The sequence below is a fragment of the Streptomyces malachitofuscus genome (genome assembly GCF_055571035.1).
On sequence record NZ_JBVIGA010000009.1, the window covers coordinates 1 to 22931 of the forward strand.

Genomic DNA, 22931 nt, shown 5'->3' on the forward strand with positions numbered 1-22931 from the left:
CGCCCGCAGTGGCTGGCGCGTCCGCACCCCGCACCCCACCAACAAGCCCCATCGCGCCAGTCCGAGGACGGACACCCCCGCCCCGGCCCCGCACCCCCCACCCACCGTAGGCGCTACGCGCACCCCCACCGGAGGGACACTGGCGCCGCAGGCATACGACCACTCACCAGGACAGCCCGTCGAGGTAAGCCCCCACCCTCCCCCGGTCCCACGCCCCGTCCGCCACCACCACCCGGTACCGATACGCGAACGACTCCCCCGGCGGCAGCGCGAACTCCTCGAAGAACGCCCACGAGAACGCGACCGACGGAATCGGCTCCGAGCGCACGAACCAGTGCGACGGATGAATCGCACGCCCGCCAAGATTCTCCGGCGCATGCGCGAACACCAGCGTGGAGTGACCGTCGTACTCATCGTGCTCCGCCGTAAAAGCGAGCCACGGACTCTGCGCCCCCATGAACTCGCCGGCCCCAACCCCAGCCAACCCACCACCCCCCGGCCCGAAGACCGTACCCCCCGTGAAGTCCCGCGGCCCGCGCCACTGCAACCCGGTGTAACCGGCCATCGACCGCCCGGCGGTGGTCGGCGACCCGAACTCCAGCACGGCGCCACGCACGTTGGTCAGCCGGATCGACCAGTCCAGCACCCAGACCCCCACCCCCTCATCGACCGAGTGGACACTCAGCCCCCGCTCCTCCCGCGCCCACGCCTCCCCACCGTTCTCCACCCACGTGAGGTCCTCGACGCAGTCGAACCGGTCGTCCCCCACCTCGAACGCGGAGAACCCGTCGTGCCGCATCGACCCGACCCGCTCGGGCAGCGCCAGATAACCCCGCCCGTGCACATACGAGTTGCCGCCCCAGAAGTTCTGCCCGGACAGATGACTGGCCGTCATCTGCAGCCCCTTGTGCCACCGATGGTCGTTCGGCCGATACCCGGTCACCGTGCGCCCGCCGAGCGTGCGCACAGGATGAGCGTACGGCTTGCGCGACTCGAACCACTCCGGATCGGGCCGGTACACATACCGGAGAATCTCCACCCCGCCCGCCCCCACCTCGACCGCCTCACCGACACGGTGCACCACCCGCACACTCACACCCGCACCTCGGAAGCCCAGTCGAGACGCCCCCCGTGCATGGCCGCGTAGAACGGATCCCCGGACACGATCTCACCGGCCCGCACCGCCCGCCCGGTGAACGCGGCCTTGTACAGGGCGGCGGCGAACTCGAGGGTCGCCCGTGCCTCCGCCCCGCTGCCCGGCGGCCGCACGCCCGCGTCGTAGGCGTCCAGAAAGACACCCAGTTGGGCCGTGTGCGAACTCGGCACGTCCGGAAGCGGCGCGCCCCAGCCGGCAGCCCGCTCAGCGGGGACATGCCGCGCCGGCGTGTACGTCCAGTCGTCATTGACATGCCCGTAAAGATGCGTGAGCTCAACCGTCGCGTCCGCGCAGTCGACCCGGATCCGGCTCACCTCGTCGGGCGAGAGCACGCTGTTGACGACGGTCGCGAGCGCTCCGCTGCGGAACCGGACCAGCCCGGTGGAGACGTCCTCGCTCTCGGTGTCGTGGACGAGACGTGCCGCCATGGCACGTATCTCCTCCCACTCGCCGAGCAGATGCAGCAGCAGGTCGTACTGATGGATGCCGTGCCCCATCGTCGGCCCGCCCCCTTCGGTGGCCCACCGCCCGCGCCAGGGCACGGAGTAGTACGCGGCGTCGCGGTGCCAGGTGGTCTGGCAGTGGGCGACGAGCGGGGCGCCCAGCGCACCACCGCGGATCAGATCGCGGGCGTGGACGGCGCCGGAGCCGTAGCGGTGCTGGAAGATCACGGAGGCGTACGCACCGGAGGCGGCCTCCGCGGCGGCGATGTCGTCGTACTCGGCGAGCGACAGGCACAGCGGCTTCTCGCACAGCACCCAGGCACCTGCCTCGAGCGCCGCCACCACCTGCGCGCGGTGGAGGGCCGGCGGGGTCCCGATCAGCACCAGGTCGGGCCGTACGACGTCCAGCATCGCGCCCGTCGAAGTGAACCCGGCGACCTGCTCTCCGGCCGCGGACACCGCGGACAGAAAGGCATCGAGCCGCCCCTGATCCACGTCCACGGCGGCAACCAGTTCGGCCCGGTCGGCGTGGGCGCGCAGCGCGGGCAGATGGCCGCCCACGGCGATGGCGCCGGTGCCCACCACGGCGACACGACGACGAACAGGGGACGAGGACATGAGGCGACTCCGAGAAAGCGCTTTCTCCACCGCACGACCCTAGAGGCCGCCCCCTGACCGGGACAACCCCCGTCACTGCACCCGCGCCTGCCCCCCGGACCGCAGTCCACCGCCCCGCCCGCTCCCCTCCACCCCCAGGAACCGGTACCGCCGCTCCGGCCGCCCCGTGGAGCCGTACCGCAGCGACACCTCCACGCTGCCCAGGCTGTGGAAGTACTCCAGGTACCGCCGGGCACTGACCCGCGAAACCCCCGTCAGACCGGCGCACTCGGTCGCCGACAGACTGCCGTCCGCCTCCCGCAGGGTCCGTTCGATCAGTTCCGCGGTCTCCGCGCTCATCCCCTTGGGCAGCACCGGCGACGCGGGCACGGCGGCCCCCGCCAGCACCCGGTCGACGTCGGCCTGCCCACGCACCACCGTGTCCAGCATCCGCCCGCGCTGAACGGCGTACCGCTCGAGCCGCCCCCGCAGGTCCTCGAAGTCGAACGGTTTGAGCAGATAGTCGACGACCCCCTGCCGTACGGCGCCGCGCACGGCGTCCGCCTCACGGGCGGCGCTGATGACCATCACGTCGCAGTCGTGCCCGGCGGTGCGCAGCCGGGGGATGACGTCGAGCCCGAAGAGGTCGGGCAGATAGAGATCGAGCAGCACGAGGTCAGGCCGGAGCCGGTCCACGGCCGCAATGGCCTCCTCACCACTGCCGGCAACGCCCACAACCCGGAACACGTCAAGACGTTCGACATACGCGCGATGCACTCGGGCCACCCGGAAGTCGTCGTCGACCACCAGTACACCGATGGCGTCGACAGCCGCGGGCTCAGGCCCGCCCTGCGTGCTGCTCATCGCTTCCACTCCTCCCTGCACGGGACCACACACCGCACCGCACCACGGACCACACCACGCACCACCACGTCACACCACACACCACGCCACAAGCCCCCGGAGCCGCCCATCATGACCCCCACCTGCGGCAGGGGAAAGAGACCTGCACCACCGACCCACCCGCGCTGACGCAATGACCACAACCTCCATTGGTTCCGCAAGCAGGACAGCCCGCCCGCACGCGGGCACCATGTGGCCCGCGTCACCCTCCCCCCACAGGGCCTGGCGTGATCCCAGACGACCAACCGACAGGTGGTGGCACTCGTGCGCCTGCGCACACCCCTCGCCCTGCTCGGGGCCGCCGTGCTCGTGCTCGTGGGCCCGCCGCTGCTCACGACCGGCAGCGGCTCCGAGAGCGGCACACAGATCCCGGGCCTGCGTTTCATGGTTCCCAACACGCCCGGCGGCGGCTACGACATCACGGCCCGTACGGCCGCGAAGAACGCCGAGGACGCCGGGCTCACCCACTCCGTCGAGGTGTTCAACCTGCCCGGCGCCGGCGGCACGGTGGGCCTGAGCCGGCTGGTGAGCGAACACGGCAACGGCAAGCTCGCCATGTCGATGGGCCTGGGCGTGGTCGGCGCCGTCCGCTCCAACGACGCCCCGAAGACCCTCGCCGACACCACCCCGATCGCCCGGCTGACCGAGGAGCAGGATGTCGTGGTGGTCGGTAAGGACTCCCCGTACAGGACGATCGACGACCTCATCGGTGCCTGGAAGGAGAACCCCGGCAAGCTGCCGGTGGGCGGCGGGTCCTCCCCCGGCGGACCCGACCACCTCGCGCCGATGCTGATGGCGCGGGCCGCCGGGATCCCGCCGAAGGAGGTCAACTACATCCCCTTCGACGGCGGCGGCGAACTGCTCGCCTCGATCCTCGGCAACAAGGTCGCCTTCGGTGTGTCCGGCGTCGGCGAGTACCTCGACCAGATCAAGTCAGGTGAGCTGCGGCTGCTCGCGGTCACCGGCCCGAAGCGGGTCGCCGGCCTGGACGCGCCCACGCTGCAGGAGGCGGGCTACGACGTCAACTTCACCAACTGGCGCGGGGTAGTCGCCCCGCCCGGCCTCAGCGACGCCGAGCGCGACAAGCTCGTACGCCTGCTGGAAGGGCTGCACGACTCGCAGGAATGGCGGGAGTCGATGAAACGCAACGGCTGGGACGACGCGTTCCTGACCGGCGAGGAGTTCGGGGCGTTCCTGGACGCCGAGGACGAGCGCGTGGTCTCGGTGCTGAAGGAGCTGGGACTGTGACGACACCGACCACGACCGACCGCACCCCCGACGGCACCCCGCCCCCCGCCACCGAACGGCGCTCCTGGCTCCGCGACCACTCCGAACTCGGCGTCTGCGCCCTGCTGCTGGCGCTGGGCGTGCTCGTCCTGACCGACGCGCTCACCATGGACGTCGACATCACCCAGCGCGGACCGGTCGGCCCGAAGACCGTGCCCCTCGTCGTCGGCACCGGCCTGCTCGTCGTCGCCGCCCTCCTCGCGGTCGACGTGCTGCGCGGCGGCCGGGGCCAGGCCGAGACCGGCGAGGACATCGACCTGTCCGAACCCGCCGACTGGCGCACGGTGCTGCTGCTCACCGGCGTGTTCCTGGGCGCCGCCGTGCTCATAGAGCCGCTCGGTTTCCCCGTCGCGGGTGCACTGCTGTTCTGGGGGGCGGCCTTCGCGCTCGGCAGCCGCAGACTCGACCGCGACCCGCTGATCGCGGCGGTGATCTCCCTGGTCACCTACGTCGTGTTCAACAACCTGCTCGGAGTGCCGCTGCCCGGCGGTCCGCTGATGGGAGTGCTGTGACATGAATGGCCTCAACTCCCTCCTGGACGGCTTCGGTACGGCCCTCACCCCGCTCAACCTGCTCTGGGCCGCGGTCGGTGTGCTCCTCGGCACGGCGATCGGCGTGCTGCCCGGCATCGGCCCGGCGATGGCGGTGGCCCTGCTGCTGCCGGTGACGTACGGGCTCGAGCCGACCGGCGCGTTCATCATGTTCGCCGGGATCTACTACGGTGCGATGTTCGGCGGTTCGACGACCTCGATCCTGCTCAACACGCCCGGTGAGAGCGCGGCCGTGGTCGCGGCCATGGAGGGCAACCCCATGGCCAAGTCGGGGCGTGGCGCCCAGGCCCTCGCGGCCGCCGCGATCGGGCACTTCGCGGGCGGCATGGTCGGCACGGTGCTGCTGGTCGCGCTGGCCCCGACGGTCGCCGACCTCGCCGTGGACATCGGCGCGCCGGACTACTTCGCCATCATGGTGCTGGCGTTCATCGCCGTCACGTCCGTGCTGGGTTCGTCCCGGATCCGCGGCCTCGCCTCGCTGCTGATCGGCCTGACGATCGGTCTGGTGGGCCTGGACCGGATGACCGGCCAGCAACGGCTGACGTTCGGTTCGCTGCAACTCGCCGACGGCGTCGACGTGGTGATCGTCGCGGTGGGGCTGTTCGCCATCGGTGAGGCCTTGTGGGTCGCCGCGCATCTGCGGCGCCGGCCGCCGGACCCGATTCCGGTGGGCCGGCCGTGGCTGGGCCGCGCGGACGTGAAGCGCACCTGGAAGTCCTGGGCGCGCGGCCCGTTCATCGGCTTCCCGTTCGGTGCGATCCCGGCGGGCGGGGCGGAGATCCCGACCTTCCTGTCGTACGTCACGGAGAAGCGGCTGTCCAAGCACAAGGACGAGTGGGGCAAGGGGGCCATCGAGGGTGTCGCGGGTCCGGAGTCGGCCGCTTCGGCCTCGGCGGCGGGCACGCTGGTGTCGATGCTGACCCTGGGTCTGCCGACCACGGCGGTCGCGGCGGTGATGCTGGCGGCGTTCCAGCAGTACGGCATCCAGCCGGGCCCGCTGCTCTTCGAACGCGAACCGGACCTGGTGTGGGGTCTGATCGCCTCGCTGTTCGTCGGCATGGTGCTGCTGCTCGCCCTGAATCTGCCGCTGGCCCCGGTCTGGGCGAAGCTGCTGCGCATCCCGCGGCCGTATCTGTACGCGGGGATCCTGTTCTTCGCCGCGGTGGGCGCGTACGCGGTCGGCGGTGAGGCGATCGATCTGGTGATTCTGCTGATCATCGGTCTGATCGGTTTCGGGATGCGGCGCTACGGACTGCCGGTGCTGCCCGCCATCATCGGGGTGATCCTCGGCCCGGCCGCCGAGCAGCAGCTGCGCCGCGCCCTGCAGATCAGCGACGGCAGTGTCACGGGCCTGGTGAACACGCCGTTCTCGGTGATTGTTTACGTGGTCGTGATCCTCCTCCTGGCCTGGCCGCTGGTGCGCAAGGTCCTGCCCCGGAAGGCCGCGCGGACCTGATCGAACGCCGGTTTCGACGCTCGGGGCGCGGCTCGTCGAAGCCGCGCCCCCACGGCGTACGGAAGGCACGGCGCTCGCACCGCGATCCGTCCACCCCCTTGACGGGTCAGCGACAACAGTGGCTTCATGTCCGGCATGGGAGCGCTCCCACCTCATCCGAGAAAGGGGACATCATGCGCGGCACCCGCCTCATGCGCTTACGCACGCTGCCGCTCCTCGGCCTGCTGGTCGCCCTGTTCCTGCCGCTCGCGCCGGTCGCGGCACCGAGCGCGGCGGCCGCACCGGCGGCGGCCGCACCGGTGCGCATCATGCCGCTCGGCGACTCCATCACCGGTTCGCCCGGCTGCTGGCGGGCGGTGCTGTGGAACCGGCTGCGGAACGCCGGTCACACCGGCATCGACTTCGTCGGCACACTGCCCGGGCAGGGCTGCGGCGTGGAGTACGACGGCGACAACGAGGGACACGGCGGGGAACTGGTCACCGCCGTCGCGGACCGGAACCTGCTCCCCGCCCGGCTTGCCGCGACCCGTCCGGACATCGTTGTCATGCACTTCGGCACCAACGACGTATGGAGCGGCCTCTCCCCCGACCGCATTCTCGCCGCCTACGACAGGCTGGTCGCCCAGATGCGGGAGTCCAACCCGGACATGCGTGTTCTCGTCGCCCGGCTCATTCCGATGAACCCCGCCTCGTGCGCCGCCTGCGCCCAGCGCGTCGTCGACTTCAACGCCCGTGTCCCCGGGTGGGCCGCGGCGGCGAGCACCAGCCGCTCGCCGGTGACCGTGGTCGACCAGTGGACGGGCTTCGACACGGCCACCGACACGTACGACGGTGTGCATCCGAACGCCGCCGGCGACGAGAAGATCGCCGCCCGCTGGTTCCCGGCCCTGGCCGCACTCCTGGAGGACGGCGTCCCGGGTGGTCCGGGCGACCCGGATGACCCTGGCGACGACCTCGCCTGCACCGCCTCCTTCCGGAGCGTCTCCGCCTGGCAGGGCGGATACCAGGCCGAGGTGACGGTGGCCAACACCTCCACCGCTCCCCTCAGCGGCTGGACGGTGACGGTCGTACCGGCCGACGGCGCCCGTCTCACCCAGGTCTGGAACGGCACACTCCGCACGGCCCCCGACGGCACCGCCACCGTCACCGACGCGGGCTGGAACGGCACGCTCGCCCCCGGCGCGAGCGCGGCCTTCGGCCTCATCGCCACGACTCCGGCGACGTCCGCCGCCCCGGCCGCGACCGTCGACTGCGCGGTCACGGCCGCCAGCTGACACACGGCGAACGGCCCGACCCCCTCTCCCCACCCCCGACGCACGGATCGCACGCAGCAACCCACTCCCCCCACCCGACGCACGGTGCACGCGCAGCAACCCTCTCCCCCCACCCGACGCACGGCGCACACGGACCGACCCCTTCCTCCTCCCACCCACTGGAGCCGCCATGAGATCCCCCCAACGCCGCACCGTCCCCCGTACCGCCGGCCTCCTCGGCCTCCTTCTGGGACTCCTCCTCCCGCTCGTCGCCCTCACCACCCCGGCCCATGCGGCGCCCACCGGTTTCCGCGTCGAGAACGGCCGGCTCCTCGAGGCCTCCGGCAACGACTTCGTCATGCGCGGGGTCAACCACGCGCACACCTGGTACGCCGACCGGACCGACTCGCTGGCGCACATCAAGGCCAAGGGCGCCAACACCGTACGAGTGGTGCTCTCCAGCGGTGACCGCTGGACCCGCAACGACGCCTCCGACGTGGCCGACGTCGTCGCGCGGTGCAAGCAGAACCGGCTGATCTGCGTGCTGGAGGTGCACGACACCACCGGCTACGGCGAACAGAGCGGAGCGGTCACCCTCTCCCGCGCCGCCGACTACTGGATCAGCGTGCAGAGCGCACTGGCCGGCCAGGAGGACTACGTCATCGTCAACATCGGCAACGAGCCGTACGGCAACGCGAACTACACGGCCTGGACGGACGACACCAAGGCGGCGATCCGGAAGCTGCGGGACGCCGGCTTCGACCACACCCTGATGGTCGACGCCCCGAACTGGGGCCAGGACTGGGCGTTCACCATGCGCGACAACGCCGCCTCGGTCTTCGCCGCCGACCCCGACGCCAACACGGTCTTCTCCATCCACATGTACGGCGTCTTCGACACCGCCGCCGAGATCAGTGACTACCTGGGCCGCTTCGTCGCCGCCCGACTTCCCATCGTGGTCGGTGAGTTCGGTCACGACCACTCCGACGGCAACCCCGACGAGGACACCATCCTGGCGGTCACCCGGCAACTCGGCCTCGGATACCTCGGCTGGTCCTGGAGCGGCAACGGCGGTGGGGTCGAGTACCTGGACATGGTGACGGACTTCGACCCCGACCGGCTGACCGGCTGGGGCGAGCGGCTGTTCAACGGCGCCGACGGCATCGCCGCCACCTCCGAGGAGGCCGCGGTCTACGGATCGGGCCCGGGCGACGACACCAAGGCCCCGACCGCCCCCGGCACCCCGCGCGCCTCGGCGGTGACCGCGTCGTCCGTCACCCTGAACTGGGGCGCCGCCACGGACGCGGTCGGTGTCACGGGCTACGACGTGGTGCGGGTCAGTGGTGACGAGGAGAGCGCCGTCACGACGACGGCCGGCACCTCCGCCACCGTCACCGGCCTCACCGCGGACACCTCGTACACGTTCGCCGTCTACGCCCGGGACGCCGCCGGCAACCGCTCGCCGCGCTCGGCCACGGTGACCGTCACCACGTCGTCCGGGGGTACGGCGGGATCCTGCCAGGTGGGCTACCGGGTGACGGGCGAGTGGCCCGGCGGCTTCCAGGGCGAGGTCACCGTCCGCAACACCGGCAGCGCGGCGGTCAACGGGTGGACGCTGCGCTGGGCCTTCCCCGCCGACCAGCGGATCACCAACATGTGGGGCGGCACCGCGGCCCAGAGCGGTGCCGAGGTCACCGTCACCTCCGCCGGGTACACCGCGTCGATCCCGGCCTCCGGCTCGGTCACGCTCGGCTTCACGGGCACGCGGTCCGCCGCGAACCCCGGCCCCACGGCGTTCAGCCTGAACGGCGCCGACTGCTCCGTGGCCTGACGGACCGCTGCCCGGAAGGATCCCTCCCCCTTCCGGGCAGCCCTTCCCCGGCCCGATCAGACGAGATGGGCGAAGACCACCAGGTTCTCGGTGTAGTCCTTGGCGGCACGGTCGTAGTCGCCGGCGCAGGTGATGAGCCGGACCTGGGCGTCGGGCGTGTCGGCGTACACGCGCTCGTCGGGGAAGTCGTCCTTGTCGAAGGACTCCGTCTCGTCCACCACGAACGTGGCCTTGCTCCCGTCGGCGCGCAGGACCCGGAAGCGGTCCCCCTCCTCCAGTTCGCCGAGTCGGGCGAACACGGCCGGGGACGTCGCCGTGTCCACGTGCCCGGCGATGATCGCCGTACCGCGTTCGCCCGGGGAGACGCCCTTGGCGTACCAGCCGACCAGGTTGGTGTTGTGGGGTGGTGGGGGCTCGAGCTGGCCCTTGCTTCCGATGGCGAGGTCGGTGAACGGCGCGTCGACGTCGATGCCGGGGATGAGCAGCCGGGTCGGCTCGGACCTCGGCAGATGCTTGTGCGCCGACGCACGGGGCGCGGGCTCGCCCGCGGCCGGGTCGGTCGAGGAGGAGGCGGACGGAGCCGCGGAGACCGCGGGGGGCGCCTGCCGTCCGTGGGCGTCGTCGGGAGGATCCTCGCCGCCGCCCATCAGCGTCACGGCCAGCATCAGGCCGGCCCCGCTCCAGAAGACCGCCGTCATGACGGCGCGCACTCTCCGCCGCAACGGTGACGGCGGATCGGTTTCCAGGGGCGTGGGGGGAGTGGCCGGCATCGGGGGAACCACCTCATTCGGGCACGGCAGCGGGTACGACACGCGAAGGGCCCGGCAGGGCCGAGACGACACGCGAACGGGCGAGCGGGGCCGTCATGACGCGCGCGGCGCGTACGACGGCCCCGGCCGCTATGTCGCCGGGCATGGCTCAGGCCACGTCGCCGGTGATCTTCTTGCGGCGCAGCGCGTAGGCGCCGGTGCCGAGGACAGCGAGGGCGGCCAGGCCGCCTGCGGTGACACCGGGCTGGGCGAGTCCGCCGCCGCCGGTGTGCATGCCGCCGCGCGGCTTCTCGTGGTTCCCCTCCTTGTCGTGCTTGCCGCTCCAGGAGTCCTCGCTCTTGGATTCGCCCTTGTCCTTGTACGTCTCGGGGTCGTACTTCGGGTCCTTGGCGGTGCCCCAGTCCTCCTCGCCGACGGCGGCCAGCGCGCCGCCGCCCGTGTGCATTCCGCCGCGCGGCTTGTCGTGCTCGCTTTCCTTGTCGTGCTTGCTCTCCTTGTCGTACTCCTTGCTGTAGGAAGACTTGTCGTGGCCTTCGTCACCGGTGTGGTCGGCGTAGGCTGCGGGCGCGGCGATGGCGAGTGCCGCCGTGGCCGTTGCGGCCGCGAGCACCATGCGGGCAGAGCGCATCGATCAGTCCTTCCGCGGGAGACCGGGCAGCTGACTCCGCGTCAGCACGGATGTCCCGTTCTCCGGCATGATCCACGGTTGGTCATGCCGCGCGGTCCCACCATCCGGGACGTTCACACGGGGTACCGCCCCCACCCGTACGGCGTCATCCGGCCGCGCCCACCGCCGTCCGCGCTCCGGCCTCCACGGCTTCTTGCTCCTGGCCCGGTCGCCACTTAACCTGACTTTGTGCCGCTAATAAACAAAACCCGTTCGCACAGCGTGGTGCCGGGTACCGACCTCGTCCGCCTCCGTCTCGCCCTGACCGCCTTCTTCGCCCTCGACGGCTTCGTCTTCGCCGGCTGGGTCGTGCGCATCCCGGCCATCAAGGAACAGACCGGCGCCTCCGCGAGCGCGCTGGGCCTCGCCCTGCTCGGCGTCTCCGCCGGGGCCGTCGTCACCATGACGCTCACCGGCCGGCTGTGCCGCCGGTACGGCAGCCACCTGGTCACCGTCGTCTGCGCGGTGGTGCTCTGCCTCAGCGTCGGCCTGCCGCCGCTGACCCATTCCGCCGTCGCGCTCGGCACCGTGCTGCTGCTGTTCGGCGCGGCCTAGGGCGGGATCAACGTCGCCTTCAACAGCGCCGCCGTCGATCTGGTGGCCGCGCTGAGGCGGCCGATCATGCCCAGTTTCCACGCCGCGTTCAGTCTGGGCGGCATGATCGGGGCGGGGCTGGGAGCGCTGGTCGCCGGCTCGCTGTCGCCGACCCGGCACTTGTGGGGGCTCGCCGTCGTCGGCCTGCTGGTGACGGCGGTCGCGGGGCGGGCACTGCTGCGGTGCGAGCCGCTCACCCCGGCGGACGCCGGACGCTCCGAGCCGTCGGCCCCGCGCAGGACGGACCGGCGCACCCGGGCGCTGGTGATCGTCTTCGGGCTGATCGCGCTGTGCACCGCCTACGGCGAAGGGGCGCTGGCCGACTGGGGGGCGCTCCATCTCGAGGAGGACCTCGACGCCTCACCGGGCGCGGCGGCCGTCGGATACTCCCTCTTCGCGCTGGCCATGACGATCGGGCGGCTCACCGGTACGACCCTCCTCGAACGGCTGGGCCGCACCCGCACCATCCTCGCGGGCGGTTCCACGGCCGCGGCCGGAATGCTCCTCGGCGCGCTCGCCCCGTCCCTGTGGGCGGCCCTGCTCGGCTACGCGGTCACGGGTCTCGGGCTGGCGAACCTCTTCCCCGTCGCGATCGAACGGGCGGGTGCCCTCGCGGGCCCCAGCGGGGTGGCCACCGCCTCCACCCTGGGTTACGGCGGCATGCTTCTCGGTCCGCCGGCGATCGGCTTCATGGCCGACTGGTTCAGCCTTCCGGCGGCCCTGACCAGCGTGGCGGTGCTGGCCGCGGTGGCCACCGCCATCGGCTTCGCCACCCGCCGCGTGCGCACGGACTGAATCCGTACGGCCGTCCGGGCACCGGCGCGGATCAGGCCGCCGGTGCCGGGGTACCCGGGGGTCGGCGTCCGCCGGTCCTCCGTTGGCGGGCGCCGACCGCGCGACCGCCCCACGGAGACGGGAGAGACCGTGACCGAGCAGCAGCACCCCGCCGAGCAGTATCCGACGCCCGATTTTCCCGCCCAGGACCAGCCTCATCCCGGCTGGACCGGCCCGATGGACCCGCCGCCGGACCACGGTGAGGACTCGTACCGGGGCAGCGGCCGGCTGACGGACCGCACGGCCGTGATCACGGGCGGGGACTCAGGGATCGGCCGGGCGGTCGCCCTGGCGTTCGCCCGCGAGGGCGCGGACGTGGTCTTCACGTACCTGGACAGCGAGAAGGACGACGCCGCCGAGACCGTGCGATGGGTGGAGGAGGCGGGCCGGCGGGCCGTGCCCGTCGCGTGCGACGTGCGGGACGAGGAGAACTGCCGGGCGCTGATCGACCGCGCGGTGTCGGAGTTCGGCCGGATCGACATCCTGGTGAACAACGCGGCGTACCAGATGTCGCAGCCCGACGGAATCGAGGCGATCTCCACCGAGCAGTTCGACCGCGTGCTGCGGACCAATCTGTACGGCATGTTCTGGCTGTGCAAGATGGCGCTGCCGCACATGCGGGAGGGTGGCAGCATCATCAACTCGGCGTCCGTGCAGGCGTACAAGCCGAGTCCGCATCTGCTGGACTATGCGACCACGAAGGGCGCCATCGTCACGTTCACCCAGGGGCTGGCGCAGATGGTGATCGACCGCGGCATCCGGGTCAACGCCGTGGCGCCGGGCCCGGTGTGGACGCCGTTGATCCCGGCGACGCTGCCGGACACCCAGGAGTTCGGCAAGCAGGCGCCCATCGGCCGGCCGGCCCAGCCGGCCGAGATGGCTCCCGCGTATGTCTTCCTCGCCTCCCAGGAGGCGTCGTACATCACGGCCGAGATCGTCAACGCGACGGGCGGCACCCCGCTGCCGTAGGTCACGGGCGCGCCGTACGGCAGACTTCTCCCCATGGACACTGCCTGGTTCGTGGACATCCTCGAGGAGGAGGGCCGGCTGCTGGCCGCCGCGTCGGAGGAGGCGGGCACGGCCGCCTCCGTTCCGGCCTGCCCGGGATGGGAGATACGGGACCTGCTCCGGCACACCGGCGTGGTGCACCGTTGGGCCGCGGCCTTCGTGGCCGACGGGCACCTCGAGCCCCGGCCGATGGATGACCACCCCGACCTGGACGGCGCCGAGCTGGTGGCCTGGTACCGCGCCGCGCACCGCCGGCTGGTCGACACCCTGGCCGGGGCGACGCCCGACGTGGAGTGCTTCACCTTCCTGCCCGGACCGGCCTCCGCGCTCGCCTTCTGGGCCCGCCGCCAGGCGCACGAGACGGCGGTCCACCGCTTCGACGCCGAGTCCGCCCGCGGCGGCACTCCGGCCCCCATCGGCACGGACTTCGCGGTGGACGGCATCGACGAACTGCTGCGCGGCTTCCACGCGCGGCGCAAGAGCCGGGTGCGCAGCGAGAAGCCCCGCATCCTGAGGGTGCGCACCACCGACGCGGACGCGGTGTGGACCGTACGGCTGTCCGCGCAGCCGCCCGTGACCACACGGGACTCGGCCGAGGAAGCGGAGTGCGAACTGACCGGGCCGGCCGCGGAGTTGTATCTCGCGCTGTGGAATCGCCTGCCGGTTCCCGCGCAGTCGGGGGACCCGGGACTCGCCGCGCTCTGGCGGGAGACGTCCACCGTCGTCTGACGCCCGCCCGGACCGGCCGTTCAGCCCTCCGAGAGCATCCGGGCCAGCACCGCGCGCTGTACCGGCAGCGCCTCGCCGTGCAGCGCGCGCCCCTTCGGGGTGAGCGACACCCGCACTCCCCGGCGGTCCTCCGGGCACATCCCGCGCTCCAGCAGGCCGTCCTTCTCCAGCCGGGCGATCAGCCGGGAGAGCGCGCTCTGACTCAGATGCACGCGCTCGGAGATCTCCTGGACCCGGTAGGAGCCACCGCCCGAGCCGGCGCTTCGCGCGAGGATGTCCAGGACCTCGAAGTCGCTGGCGCACAGGCAGTGTTCCTGCAACGCGCGATCGATTTCGCACTGCGTGCGCGCATGCAGTGCGAGCACGTCCCGCCACCGTTCCACGAGCGCCTGTTCGGCCTGTTCCGCCGCCATGGGCGCACCGTAGCAGAGCGCCCGTTTCATTGCACCCGAATTAAATGTGCTTGCATTCGATGCATGCGCATGCAAATCTCTCGTGCATGACCTCTCCGCTCATCACCTCCGCGCCCGACGGGCGCTGGACCCCCCGGCTGTGGGGCACCCTGCTGGTGCTCTGCGCCGCGATGTTCCTGGACGCGCTGGACGTGTCCATGGTCGGTGTCGCCCTGCCGTCGATCGGTGCCGACCTCGGCCTGTCCACCTCGTCGCTGCAGTGGATCGTCAGCGGCTACATCCTGGGCTACGGCGGACTGCTGCTCCTCGGCGGGCGGGCGGCCGACCTGCTGGGCCGCCGTCAGGTCTTCCTGGTGGCCCTGGGCGTCTTCGCGGTCGCCTCGCTGCTCGGCGGGATGGTGGACTCGGGGCCGCTGCTGATCGCCAGCCGGTTCGTGAAGGGACTGAGCGCCGCCTTCACCGCCCCCGCCGGCCTGTCCATCATCACCACCACGTTCCCCGAGGGGCCGCTGCGCAACCGGGCCCTGTCGATCTACACCACCTGCGGCGCCACCGGCTATTCGATGGGCCTGGTCTTCTCCGGCCTGCTCACCGAGGCCAGTTGGCGACTCACCATGCTGCTGCCCGCGCCCATCGCGCTGATCGCCCTGGTGGCCGGTTGGAAGCTGCTGCCGCGCAGTGCCCGCGAACGCGGCCCCGGCGGTTACGACATCCCCGGCGCGGTGCTCGGTACGGCCTCGATGCTGCTGCTGGTGTTCACCGTGGTGCAGGCGCCCGAGGTGGGCTGGGCCACGGCCCGTACGACCCTGTCCTTCGTGGCCGTCGCCGTCCTGCTCGCCCTCTTCGTGACCGTCGAACGCCGCAGCCCGAGCCCGCTGATCCGGCTGGGCGTCCTGCGTTCCGGACCGCAAGTGCGCGCACAGATAGGCGCGTTCACCTTCGTGGGCAGTTACATCGGCTTCCAGTTCCTGGTCACCCTGTACATGCAGCAGCTGCTCGGCTGGTCGGCACTGCACACCGCGCTGGCCTTCCTGCCGGCGGGCGCGCTGGTGGCGCTGTCGGCGACCAAGGTCGGCGCCGTCATCGACCGGTTCGGCACCGCACGCCTGATCGTGGCGGGCTTCGCCCTGATGGTCGCCGGATACGTGCTGTTCCTGCGCATCGACCTCGACCCGGTCTACGCGGCGGTCATTTTGCCGACCATGCTGCTCGTCGGCTCCGGCTTCGCCCTGACCTTCCCCTCGCTCAACGTCCAGGCCACCAACGGCGTCGACGAGCACGAACAGGGCATGGTCTCCGGTCTGCTCAACACCTCGGTCCAGGTGGGCGGGGCGGTCTTCCTGGCGGTGGTGACGGCCGTGGTGACCGCGAACTCCTCGGAGAACGCCACCCGCCAGCAGGTTCTCGACAGCTACCGGCCCGGCCTCGTGGTCGTGGCACTCATCGCCCTCACGGGCCTGCTCGTCGCACTCTCGGGACTGCGCGGCATCCGCCGCCGGGGTGGCTCCGTGGTCGTGGCCAAGTCCACCGTGCGGGAGACGGAGGCGGAGCGCGTGGGCACCCCCCAGTAAGACCGTGTCCACCGTGCGCCCGGCGGGTCGCTTGCCCGCCGGGCACACGCCTGTTTGACTCCGGGAGTGACGGACATCGGGGGGCGAGCATGACGGTTCACGGGGGACGCCGGACCCAGGCCGAACGGGACGCGATCACCGTCGAGATCGGGTACGCGCTGTGCAGCGCGGCGTTCGCCGCGGCGGTCGTCCTGGGCGCCGTGACGGGTCCCGCGCTGCTCTTCGACCTGCCGGAGGCCGTCGAGGCGTCGCTGTCGTACGCCGGCCCGGTACTCGCCACGGCCCTGTTCGCCGTCCGCACGATCACCGTGCTGGTGCGCTTCCGGCGAGGGGCTCAGCCCAGCCAGCCCGGCCGGACCAGCCCCGACTCATAAGCCATAACGACCAGTTGGGCCCGGTCGCGGGCGCCGAGTTTCACCATGGTGCGGCTGACGTGGGTCTTCGCCGTGAGGGGACTGACGACCAGACGCCGGGCGATCTCCTCGTTGGACAGGCCGATGCCCACCAGCGCCATGACCTCCCGCTCCCGCTCGGTGAGCTCGGCCAGGGCGTCGGCGGCGGCCGGTTCCTTGGAACGGGCCGCGAACTCCGCGATCAGCCGACGCGTCACCCCGGGCGACAACAACGCGTCACCGCCCACCACCGCCCGCACCGCGCGCAGCAGTTCCTCCGGCTCGGTGTCCTTGACCAGGAAGCCCGAGGCCCCCGAGCGGATGGCCTCGAAGACGTACTCGTCCAGCTCGAAGGTGGTGAGCATGACCACCTTCACCTCCGCCAGCTCCGCGTCCTCCGTCACCCGACGGGTGGCGGCCAGACCGTCGAGCGCGGGCATCCGGATGTCCATCAGCACGACGTCGGGCCGCAGTTCACGGATCAGCCGCACGGCCTCCTCGCCGTCCGACGCCTCCCCCGCCACCTCGATGTCCGGCTGCGCGTCCAGCAGCGCACGGAACCCCGCCCGGACCAGTGACTGGTCGTCGGCGAGCAGTACGCGGATCACCGGTCCTCCTTGGTCTCGAGCGGCAGTACGGCGAGCACCCGGAATCCGCCGTCGGGTCGCGGACCCGCCTCGATGGTGCCATCCAGCGCGGCGGCCCGCTCCCGCATCCCGGCGAGTCCGTTCCCGCTGCCTCCCGCGTCGGCGCCGGTGGCGGGCCCGTCGTCGTCGATGCGCAGCCGCAGCCGTCCCCCGTCCCGCTCGATGCACACGCGCGCCTCGCGCGAGCCCGAGTGCCGTACGACGTTGGTGAGGGCCTCCTGGACGATCCGGAAGGCGGCCAGGTCCGCGCCGGGGGGCAGCCGCGGCGCCTCCCCCTCGACGGTCACGGTCAGTCCCGCGCTCCCTGCCTGTTCGACCAGCTCGGCCAGCCGGTCCAGACCGGGGGCGGGGGCGCGGGGCGCGGCACCGGGCGCCCGCAGCGTGTCGAGCACCTGACGCACCTCCCCGAGCGCCTCCTTGCTCTTGGCCTTGATGGTGCCGAGCGCGGTGCGCGCCTGCTCCGGGTCGCTGTCCAGCAGCGCGAGGCCCACGCCCGCCTGCACGTTGATCACGGAGATGCTGTGCGCGAGCACGTCGTGCAGTTCCCGGGCGATCCTCAGCCGTTCCTCGTCCGCGCGGCGCCGCGCCGCCTGGGCCCGCTCGGCCCGCTCCCGTGCCCATTGTTCACGGCGGGTGCGGGCCAGTTCCGACACCGCCACGAGCGCCACCAGCCAGGTGGCGATCACGATCTCCTGGTTCCAGGAGGCGGCCCGGTCACCGGAGGGCGGCAGCCAACGGAACAGGACGTGGGCGATCAGCAGGTGCCCCGTCCAGAAGGTCGCCATCGCCGCCCAGGCGGCATGCCGGTGCCCCGAGACGATGGCGCTGAAGCAGGCCACGACGACGGTGACGAACACCGGCCCGTACGGGTATCCGGCCCCCAGGTAGACCAGGACGGCGGCGACGGTGCCGAACACGACCGGCACGGCGTGCCGTTTCCGCCAGAGAAGGAGCGCGCCCGCCACGAAGAGCAGGGCCCGCCCGAACGGGTCCAGGGCGACCCGCTCGCCCTCCTGTGCGTGGGCCGCGAAGGTGGAACCGGCCAGCACGAACGCCGTGACCAGCACGGTGGAACGCCATGGCCACCGGGGGCGCCGGCTGCCTTCGCCGTCGCCCTGAAGGGCCCCGTCGTGCTCTTCGGGCTCGTCGACCCAGCGGCTCCAGCCTGGCGGGCGGTGCCGCCACCACCGGGGCGGTCGCCCGTGGCGCCACCACCCCGGCGGGCCGTCTCCGGGTCCACGCTGCTCGTCCATGTCCGCCACGCTAGACGCCGGGCACCCCGGACGGCGTCACCCCGGCGTGGTGATCACACGTACTCCCGGCGAAGTACGCGCGCGGCCGGCCGGCGCGGGTTCTTTCAGGTTGCGGGTCCCTGCTGCGGATACACCAGGCCCACCGTGTGCGCGAGCTGCCCGACCACATGACGGAAGAACGTGTCGCGGTCCTCCACGACCCGGTTGAACTGCCCGAACAACTCGAAGCCGATCATCCCGAACAGCTGGGCCCAGGCCGCGACGGTCGTCGCCACCACCTCGGGCGGCAGATCAGGGGCCAGTTCGGCGGCCATCCGCACGGCTTCCGGCTTCAGCTCCGGCGGCAGCGGCGGCTTGGCGAGGCCGAGACCCGCTTGCGCGTCCCTGAGGATGCCGACGACGACGAGAACGGCGCGGGCGGCGGCCGGAACGGTCGTGTCGGGCGCGGTGTAGCCGGGCACCGGCGTGCCGTAGATCAGCGCGTACTCGTGCGGATGCGCGAGCGCCCAGGCGCGCACGCCCTCGCACACGGCGGTCCAGCGCTGGACGGGCCCGACGTCGGCGGCCGCGTCGCGTGCCGCTTCGGCTGCCTCGCCGAGGGACTCGTAGGCGTCGATGATGAGGGCGGTGAGCAGGTCGTCACGGCTGGGGAAGTAACGGTAGAGGGCGGAGGAGGCCATGCCGAGTTCGCGTGCGACGGCTCGCAGGGAGAGCTTGGTGGCGCCTTCCTTCGCCAGCTGTCTGCGGGCCTCTTCCTTGATGGCCGCGGTGACTTCGATCCTGGCCCGGGCGCGGGCACCGTGTGTGCTGCTCATGGGAGCAGTGTTCCACGAAGCAGAGCACTGCACACAAACGCGAGCGGCGAACGCGTATGCGAGCGGCGAGCACAATGGGGAGCGCTGATCTCGCTGGAGAGCACTGCTCTTGCTTTGGAGCACCGATCTCAGGCAGACTGGGCGGCAGCGGTAAGCGAGAACGCTGCTCTCAAATGTGAGCAGCAATCTCAAAGAAGAGCGCCGCTCGCCACGGAGCGCCGCTCCCGAAGAAGAACACGCCTCCGAAAAGTGAGCACCGCTCACCCAAGGGAGCGCTGCTCACCGCCCCGCATACCGCCCTGCACACCGCCCCGCCCGCCCAACTCCACCCATCCACCCACCCGCCCCACGGGAGCCCCGATGTCCACGCACGTTCAGAAGCCCGGCTGGTTCACCGTCAACGTCTTCAACCGGCTCGTCGCATGGCTGACCCGCCGTGGGCTCAGCGTCTGGGGCTCCCGCGTCCTCGCCGTCCGCGGCCGCAAGAGCGGCCAGTGGCGGACCACCCCGGTCAACCTGCTCACCGTCGACGGCGAGCGGTACCTCGTGGCGCCGCGCGGCCACGTCCAGTGGACGCACAACATGCGCGCGGCCGGCGGCGGCGAGCTGCACCTCGGCAAGAGCGTCGAGGTGTTCACCGCCACGGAGGTGGCCGACGACGACAAGCCGCCGCTGCTGCGCGCCTACCTCAAGCGGTGGAAGGCGGAGGTCGGGGTCTTCTTCAAGGGCGTCGGCCCCGACTCCTCCGACGACGAACTGCGCCGCATCGCCCCCGACCATCCGGTGTTCCGGATCACGGCCGAGAGCTGATCCCTTCCCACGGTCGGGATCAGCCCCACCTCCACGGTCGGGAGCAGCCTCACGCTCGGGAGCAGCCTCACCCTCACGCTCAGGAGCAGCCTCACCCCACGGTCAGGAGCCGGCCTCTTCCCCCGCCGGACGCCGGTCGAGCGCCAGCAGGGCGCGGTGGGCCATCGGGTGGGTGCGGACCAGTTCGCCGAGCGTCGTCGAGCCCTGCGTGATGTCCTTGAACGCCTTCCAGGCCGGGCGGAATCCGGTGAGGACCGCGTGGAACACTCCCGGGCGCCGTTCGAACGCGGCCAGCATCCGCTTGCCCACGCTCATCTCCACGCCCAGCCCCGCCTTGACGGCGAAGGCGTAGTTCAGCGCCTGGCGGCGCGTGTCCACGGCGTCGTGGGCCTCGGCGATCCGCACCGCCCACTCCCCCGCCAGCCGGCCCGAGCGCAGTGCGAAGGAGATGCCCTCGCGGGTCCACGGCTCGAGCAGCCCGGCCGCGTCCCCGCACACCAGCACCCGGCCGCGCGACAGCGGCGAGTCGTCGGCACGGCAGCGGGTCAAGTGCCCGGAGGAGATGCTCGGTTCGAAGCCTGCGAGGCCGAGCCGTCCGATGAAGTCCTCCAAGTACCGTTTGGTGGCGGCGCCTTCACCACGACGCGAGATCACACCGACGGTGAGCGTGTCACCCTTGGGGAAGACCCAGCCGTAACTGCCCGGCATGGGGCCCCAGTCGATGAGCACCCGCCCCTTCCAGTCCTCGGCGACGGTCTCGGGCACCGGGATCTCCGCCTCGAGGCCCAGGTCGACCTGGTCCACCTTGACCCCGACATGGGCTCCTATGCGGCCCGCGCTGCCGTCCGCGCCGACCACGGCCCGCGCGAGCACCGTCTCGCCGCCCTGCAGTACGACGGCGACCGTGCGCCGGTCCGGTACGGCCGATCCGTGCTGCTCCACGCGCTGCACGGCGACGCCGGTGCGCAGTTCGGCCCCCGCCTTCTGCGCGTGCTCCACGAGTTGCTGGTCGAACTCGGGCCGGTTGATCAGCCCGAACAGCATCTGGCGGGAACGGCGGGTGCGGCTGAAGCGGCCGTTGCTGGAGAACGTCACCGCGTGCACCCGGTCCTTCAGCGGAAGTTCGAAGCCGGGCGGGAGCGAGTCGCGCGAGGGGCCGATGATGCCGCCGCCGCACGTTTTGTAGCGTGGCAGCTCCGCCTTCTCCAGCAGCAGCACGCGCCGCCCCGCGACCGCCGCCGCGTAGGCGGCCGAAGCCCCCGCGGGTCCCGCGCCCACCACGACGACATCCCACACCTGCCGCACGTCGTCCGCCGAAGAGTTCTCGCTGCTCACGATGGTCTACTGCTCCCGATCCAGCCGCCTGCCGCTCTGTCCCCCCGCATCCTACGGCGGCGATCGACTGGGGCCACTGTGGGAGGATCGGCGGCGTAAGTGCCCCGTACACGGGTCCTCACGCACACCGCACGATCTTCTCGTACGAAGACGTACGCAGAAGTACAACGTCGCACCCACAAGGAGCGTGCCCATGTCGTCGAATCCGGTCGCCGCGACCGTCGCCTCGCTGATGCCCAGGGCGAAGGAGGAGCTCACCGAGCTGGTGGCCTTCAAGTCGGTGGCGGACTTCGGCCAGTTCCCGCGCAGCGAGAGCGAGGGCGCCGCGCGCTGGATCGCCGACGCGCTGACCGCCGAGGGATTCCAGGACGTGGCGCTGCTGGACACCCCGGACGGCACACAGTCGGTGTACGGCTACCTGCCCGGCCCGGAGGGCGCCAGGACCGTCCTGCTCTACGCGCACTACGATGTGCAGCCGCCGCTGGACGAGTCCGGCTGGACCACCCCGCCCTTCGAGCTGACCGAGCGCGACGGCCGCTGGTACGGACGCGGGACCGCGGACTGCAAGGGCGGCGTGATCATGCATCTGCTGGCGCTGCGCGCGCTGAAGGCCGACGGCGGCGTCCCCGTGCACGTCAAGGTGATCGTGGAGGGGTCCGAGGAGCAGGGCACCGGCGGTCTGGAGCGGTACGCCGAGGAGCACCCCGATCTGCTGACGGCCGACGCCGTCGTGATCGGCGACGCGGGCAACTTCCGCGCCGGCCTGCCGACGGTCACCTCCACGCTGCGCGGCATGACGCTGGTGCGGGTGTCCGTCGACACGCTCGAGGGCAATCTGCACTCCGGCCAGTTCGGCGGTGCCGCGCCGGACGCGCTGGCCGCGCTGGTCCGCGTACTGGACTCGCTGCGCGCCGAGGACGGCAGCACCACCGTGGACGGGCTGAGCGCCGGCAGCGCGTGGGACGGACTGCAGTACGACGGCGACCAGTTCCGCAAGGACGCCAAGGTGCTCGACGGTGTGGAGCTGATCGGTTCCGGCACGGTCGCCGACCGCATCTGGGCGCGTCCGGCGGTCACCGTGCTCGGCATCGACTGCCCGCCGGTGGTCGGCGCCACGCCCTCGGTGCAGGCGAGCGCCCGCGCGCTGATCAGTCTGCGGGTGCCGCCGGGCGTCGACGCGGCCGAGGCGACCGCCCTGCTCCGGGCGCACCTGGAGTCGCGCACGCCGTGGGGCGCCCGGGTGAGCACCGAACAGATCGGGCAGGGGCAGGCGTTCCGCGCGGACACCACCAGCCCCGCCTACCGGGCCATGGCCGAGGCGATGGCGGTGGCGTACCCGGGCCAGGAGATGCAGTACGCCGGCCAGGGCGGCTCCATCCCGCTGTGCAACACCCTCGCCGCCCTCTACCCGAAGGCGGAGATCCTGCTCATCGGCCTGAGCGAGCCGGAGGCCCAGATCCACGCGGTGAACGAGAGCGTGTCCCCGGACGAGCTGGAGCGGCTGTCGGTCGCCGAGGCGCTCTTCCTGCGCTCCTACGCGTCCGGCGCGAACTGACCCCTGCTCGGGTCGAAGCCCCCGTCCCCGGCCGGGTTCGGGGGCTTCGCTCCGCGCTGCA

At 71.9% G+C, this 22931-nt stretch carries 21 protein-coding genes and 1 pseudogene; 12 read left to right on the forward strand and 10 right to left on the reverse strand.

Going from position 1 to position 22931, the window contains the following annotated elements; all coding sequences use genetic code 11:
* Positions 1-163: 163 nt before the first annotated feature.
* The 3 genes from ACZ44S_RS14730 to ACZ44S_RS14740 all read right to left on the reverse strand — a co-directional run bounded on the left by ACZ44S_RS14730 (position 164) and on the right by ACZ44S_RS14740 (position 3060).
* Complete coding sequence (locus tag ACZ44S_RS14730) at positions 164-1096, reverse strand: DUF6807 domain-containing protein (protein WP_466928551.1); 933 nt, start codon at positions 1094-1096, stop codon at positions 164-166.
* Positions 1093-2217: a Gfo/Idh/MocA family protein gene (locus tag ACZ44S_RS14735; RefSeq protein WP_466928554.1), complete on the reverse strand. Its 1125-nt coding sequence runs from the start codon at positions 2215-2217 to the stop codon at positions 1093-1095. Before ACZ44S_RS14735 ends, ACZ44S_RS14730 begins: the two co-directional genes overlap by 4 nt.
* A gap of 72 nt (positions 2218-2289) precedes the next feature.
* A complete protein-coding gene (locus tag ACZ44S_RS14740; RefSeq protein WP_466928556.1) occupies positions 2290-3060 on the reverse strand; it encodes a response regulator in 771 nt (256 codons plus the stop codon).
* A gap of 303 nt (positions 3061-3363) precedes the next feature.
* Between ACZ44S_RS14740 and ACZ44S_RS14745 the strand changes: the two genes are divergently transcribed.
* From ACZ44S_RS14745 to ACZ44S_RS14765, 5 genes are all read left to right on the forward strand, one after another.
* A complete protein-coding gene (locus ACZ44S_RS14745; RefSeq protein ID WP_466929171.1) occupies positions 3364-4347 on the forward strand; it encodes a Bug family tripartite tricarboxylate transporter substrate binding protein in 984 nt (327 codons plus the stop codon).
* A complete protein-coding gene (locus ACZ44S_RS14750; RefSeq protein ID WP_466928558.1) occupies positions 4344-4898 on the forward strand; it encodes a tripartite tricarboxylate transporter TctB family protein in 555 nt (184 codons plus the stop codon). The genes ACZ44S_RS14745 and ACZ44S_RS14750 overlap by 4 nt, the downstream gene beginning before the upstream one ends.
* 1 nt (position 4899) lies before the next feature.
* Positions 4900-6393, forward strand: a complete 1494-nt coding sequence (locus ACZ44S_RS14755) for a tripartite tricarboxylate transporter permease (protein ID WP_466928561.1) — start codon at positions 4900-4902, stop codon at positions 6391-6393.
* Between the two features lie 173 nt (positions 6394-6566).
* Positions 6567-7667: a GDSL-type esterase/lipase family protein gene (locus ACZ44S_RS14760; RefSeq protein ID WP_466928562.1), complete on the forward strand. Its 1101-nt coding sequence runs from the start codon at positions 6567-6569 to the stop codon at positions 7665-7667.
* Between the two features lie 169 nt (positions 7668-7836).
* The gene (locus ACZ44S_RS14765; RefSeq protein WP_466928564.1) at positions 7837-9477 is read left to right on the forward strand and encodes a cellulase family glycosylhydrolase; all 1641 of its coding nucleotides are present in this window, start codon (positions 7837-7839) and stop codon (positions 9475-9477) included.
* 56 nt (positions 9478-9533) lie between these two features.
* Here ACZ44S_RS14765 and ACZ44S_RS14770 read toward each other — a convergent pair whose 3' ends face one another.
* Together ACZ44S_RS14770 and ACZ44S_RS14775 are read right to left on the reverse strand one after the other, a co-directional pair.
* Positions 9534-10175 carry a class F sortase gene (locus ACZ44S_RS14770; RefSeq protein WP_466928566.1) on the reverse strand — a complete coding sequence of 214 codons (642 nt, stop codon included), beginning with the start codon at positions 10173-10175 and terminating at the stop codon, positions 9534-9536.
* 220 nt (positions 10176-10395) lie between these two features.
* A complete protein-coding gene (locus ACZ44S_RS14775; RefSeq protein ID WP_466928568.1) occupies positions 10396-10875 on the reverse strand; it encodes a hypothetical protein in 480 nt (159 codons plus the stop codon).
* A 264-nt stretch (positions 10876-11139) separates the two neighbouring features.
* Here ACZ44S_RS14775 and ACZ44S_RS14780 point away from each other — a divergent pair.
* The 3 genes and pseudogenes from ACZ44S_RS14780 to ACZ44S_RS14790 all read left to right on the forward strand — a co-directional run bounded on the left by ACZ44S_RS14780 (position 11140) and on the right by ACZ44S_RS14790 (position 14079).
* Positions 11140-12303: pseudogene (locus ACZ44S_RS14780) on the forward strand (MFS transporter).
* Between the two features lie 129 nt (positions 12304-12432).
* Positions 12433-13311 carry an SDR family oxidoreductase gene (locus ACZ44S_RS14785; RefSeq protein WP_466928571.1) on the forward strand — a complete coding sequence of 293 codons (879 nt, stop codon included), beginning with the start codon at positions 12433-12435 and terminating at the stop codon, positions 13309-13311.
* 33 nt (positions 13312-13344) lie between these two features.
* Positions 13345-14079, forward strand: coding sequence for a maleylpyruvate isomerase family mycothiol-dependent enzyme (locus tag ACZ44S_RS14790; RefSeq protein WP_466928573.1), 735 nt, complete (start codon positions 13345-13347; stop codon positions 14077-14079).
* 20 nt (positions 14080-14099) lie between these two features.
* Here the strand turns inward: ACZ44S_RS14790 and ACZ44S_RS14795 are convergent, their stop codons facing one another.
* The gene (locus ACZ44S_RS14795; RefSeq protein ID WP_466928576.1) at positions 14100-14492 is read right to left on the reverse strand and encodes a MarR family transcriptional regulator; all 393 of its coding nucleotides are present in this window, start codon (positions 14490-14492) and stop codon (positions 14100-14102) included.
* 86 nt (positions 14493-14578) lie between these two features.
* Here ACZ44S_RS14795 and ACZ44S_RS14800 point away from each other — a divergent pair, with 86 nt between their 5' ends.
* A complete protein-coding gene (locus ACZ44S_RS14800) occupies positions 14579-16063 on the forward strand; it encodes an MFS transporter (protein ID WP_466928578.1) in 1485 nt (494 codons plus the stop codon).
* Positions 16064-16152: 89 nt separating this feature from the next.
* The gene (locus tag ACZ44S_RS14805) at positions 16153-16437 is read left to right on the forward strand and encodes a DUF6332 family protein (RefSeq protein ID WP_466928580.1); all 285 of its coding nucleotides are present in this window, start codon (positions 16153-16155) and stop codon (positions 16435-16437) included.
* Here the strand turns inward: ACZ44S_RS14805 and ACZ44S_RS14810 are convergent.
* The 3 genes from ACZ44S_RS14810 to ACZ44S_RS14820 form a co-directional block, all read right to left on the reverse strand.
* Entirely contained in the window at positions 16398-17063 is a 666-nt protein-coding gene (locus tag ACZ44S_RS14810) for a response regulator (protein WP_466928582.1), read from the reverse strand. The two genes, ACZ44S_RS14805 and ACZ44S_RS14810, sit on opposite strands and share 40 nt — an antisense overlap.
* On the reverse strand, positions 17060-18364 hold the full coding sequence (locus tag ACZ44S_RS14815; protein ID WP_466928584.1) for a sensor histidine kinase: 1305 nt from the start codon (positions 18362-18364) through the stop codon (positions 17060-17062). The genes ACZ44S_RS14810 and ACZ44S_RS14815 overlap by 4 nt, the downstream gene beginning before the upstream one ends.
* A gap of 95 nt (positions 18365-18459) precedes the next feature.
* Positions 18460-19170 (reverse strand): TetR/AcrR family transcriptional regulator, encoded by a 711-nt coding sequence (locus ACZ44S_RS14820; RefSeq protein ID WP_466928586.1) that lies wholly within the window; start codon positions 19168-19170, stop codon positions 18460-18462.
* 360 nt (positions 19171-19530) lie between these two features.
* Between ACZ44S_RS14820 and ACZ44S_RS14825 the strand changes: the two genes are divergently transcribed.
* Positions 19531-19980 carry a nitroreductase family deazaflavin-dependent oxidoreductase gene (locus ACZ44S_RS14825; RefSeq protein ID WP_466928589.1) on the forward strand — a complete coding sequence of 150 codons (450 nt, stop codon included), beginning with the start codon at positions 19531-19533 and terminating at the stop codon, positions 19978-19980.
* 102 nt (positions 19981-20082) lie between these two features.
* On the opposite strand, the gene ACZ44S_RS14830 is transcribed toward ACZ44S_RS14825, so the two are convergent.
* A complete protein-coding gene (locus ACZ44S_RS14830) occupies positions 20083-21315 on the reverse strand; it encodes a geranylgeranyl reductase family protein (protein WP_190163497.1) in 1233 nt (410 codons plus the stop codon).
* Between the two features lie 193 nt (positions 21316-21508).
* Here ACZ44S_RS14830 and ACZ44S_RS14835 point away from each other — a divergent pair, with 193 nt between their 5' ends.
* Positions 21509-22870: a M20/M25/M40 family metallo-hydrolase gene (locus tag ACZ44S_RS14835; protein WP_466928593.1), complete on the forward strand. Its 1362-nt coding sequence runs from the start codon at positions 21509-21511 to the stop codon at positions 22868-22870.
* The last annotated feature ends 61 nt before the right edge of the window (positions 22871-22931 follow it).

Coding starts and splice junctions, on each gene's coding strand:
- ACZ44S_RS14735 (WP_466928554.1), bottom strand. CDS start 2,217: ATGTCCTCGTCCCCTGTTCGTCGTCGTGTCGCCGTGGTGGGCACCGGC.
- ACZ44S_RS14740 (WP_466928556.1), bottom strand. CDS start 3,060: ATGAGCAGCACGCAGGGCGGGCCTGAGCCCGCGGCTGTCGACGCCATC.
- ACZ44S_RS14755 (WP_466928561.1), top strand. CDS start 4,900: ATGAATGGCCTCAACTCCCTCCTGGACGGCTTCGGTACGGCCCTCACC.
- ACZ44S_RS14760 (WP_466928562.1), top strand. CDS start 6,567: ATGCGCGGCACCCGCCTCATGCGCTTACGCACGCTGCCGCTCCTCGGC.
- ACZ44S_RS14765 (WP_466928564.1), top strand. CDS start 7,837: ATGAGATCCCCCCAACGCCGCACCGTCCCCCGTACCGCCGGCCTCCTC.
- ACZ44S_RS14770 (WP_466928566.1), bottom strand. CDS start 10,175: ATGACGGCGGTCTTCTGGAGCGGGGCCGGCCTGATGCTGGCCGTGACG.
- ACZ44S_RS14775 (WP_466928568.1), bottom strand. CDS start 10,875: ATGCGCTCTGCCCGCATGGTGCTCGCGGCCGCAACGGCCACGGCGGCA.
- ACZ44S_RS14790 (WP_466928573.1), top strand. CDS start 13,345: ATGGACACTGCCTGGTTCGTGGACATCCTCGAGGAGGAGGGCCGGCTG.
- ACZ44S_RS14795 (WP_466928576.1), bottom strand. CDS start 14,492: ATGGCGGCGGAACAGGCCGAACAGGCGCTCGTGGAACGGTGGCGGGAC.
- ACZ44S_RS14800 (WP_466928578.1), top strand. CDS start 14,579: ATGACCTCTCCGCTCATCACCTCCGCGCCCGACGGGCGCTGGACCCCC.
- ACZ44S_RS14805 (WP_466928580.1), top strand. CDS start 16,153: ATGACGGTTCACGGGGGACGCCGGACCCAGGCCGAACGGGACGCGATC.
- ACZ44S_RS14820 (WP_466928586.1), bottom strand. CDS start 19,170: ATGAGCAGCACACACGGTGCCCGCGCCCGGGCCAGGATCGAAGTCACC.
- ACZ44S_RS14825 (WP_466928589.1), top strand. CDS start 19,531: ATGTCCACGCACGTTCAGAAGCCCGGCTGGTTCACCGTCAACGTCTTC.
- ACZ44S_RS14835 (WP_466928593.1), top strand. CDS start 21,509: ATGTCGTCGAATCCGGTCGCCGCGACCGTCGCCTCGCTGATGCCCAGG.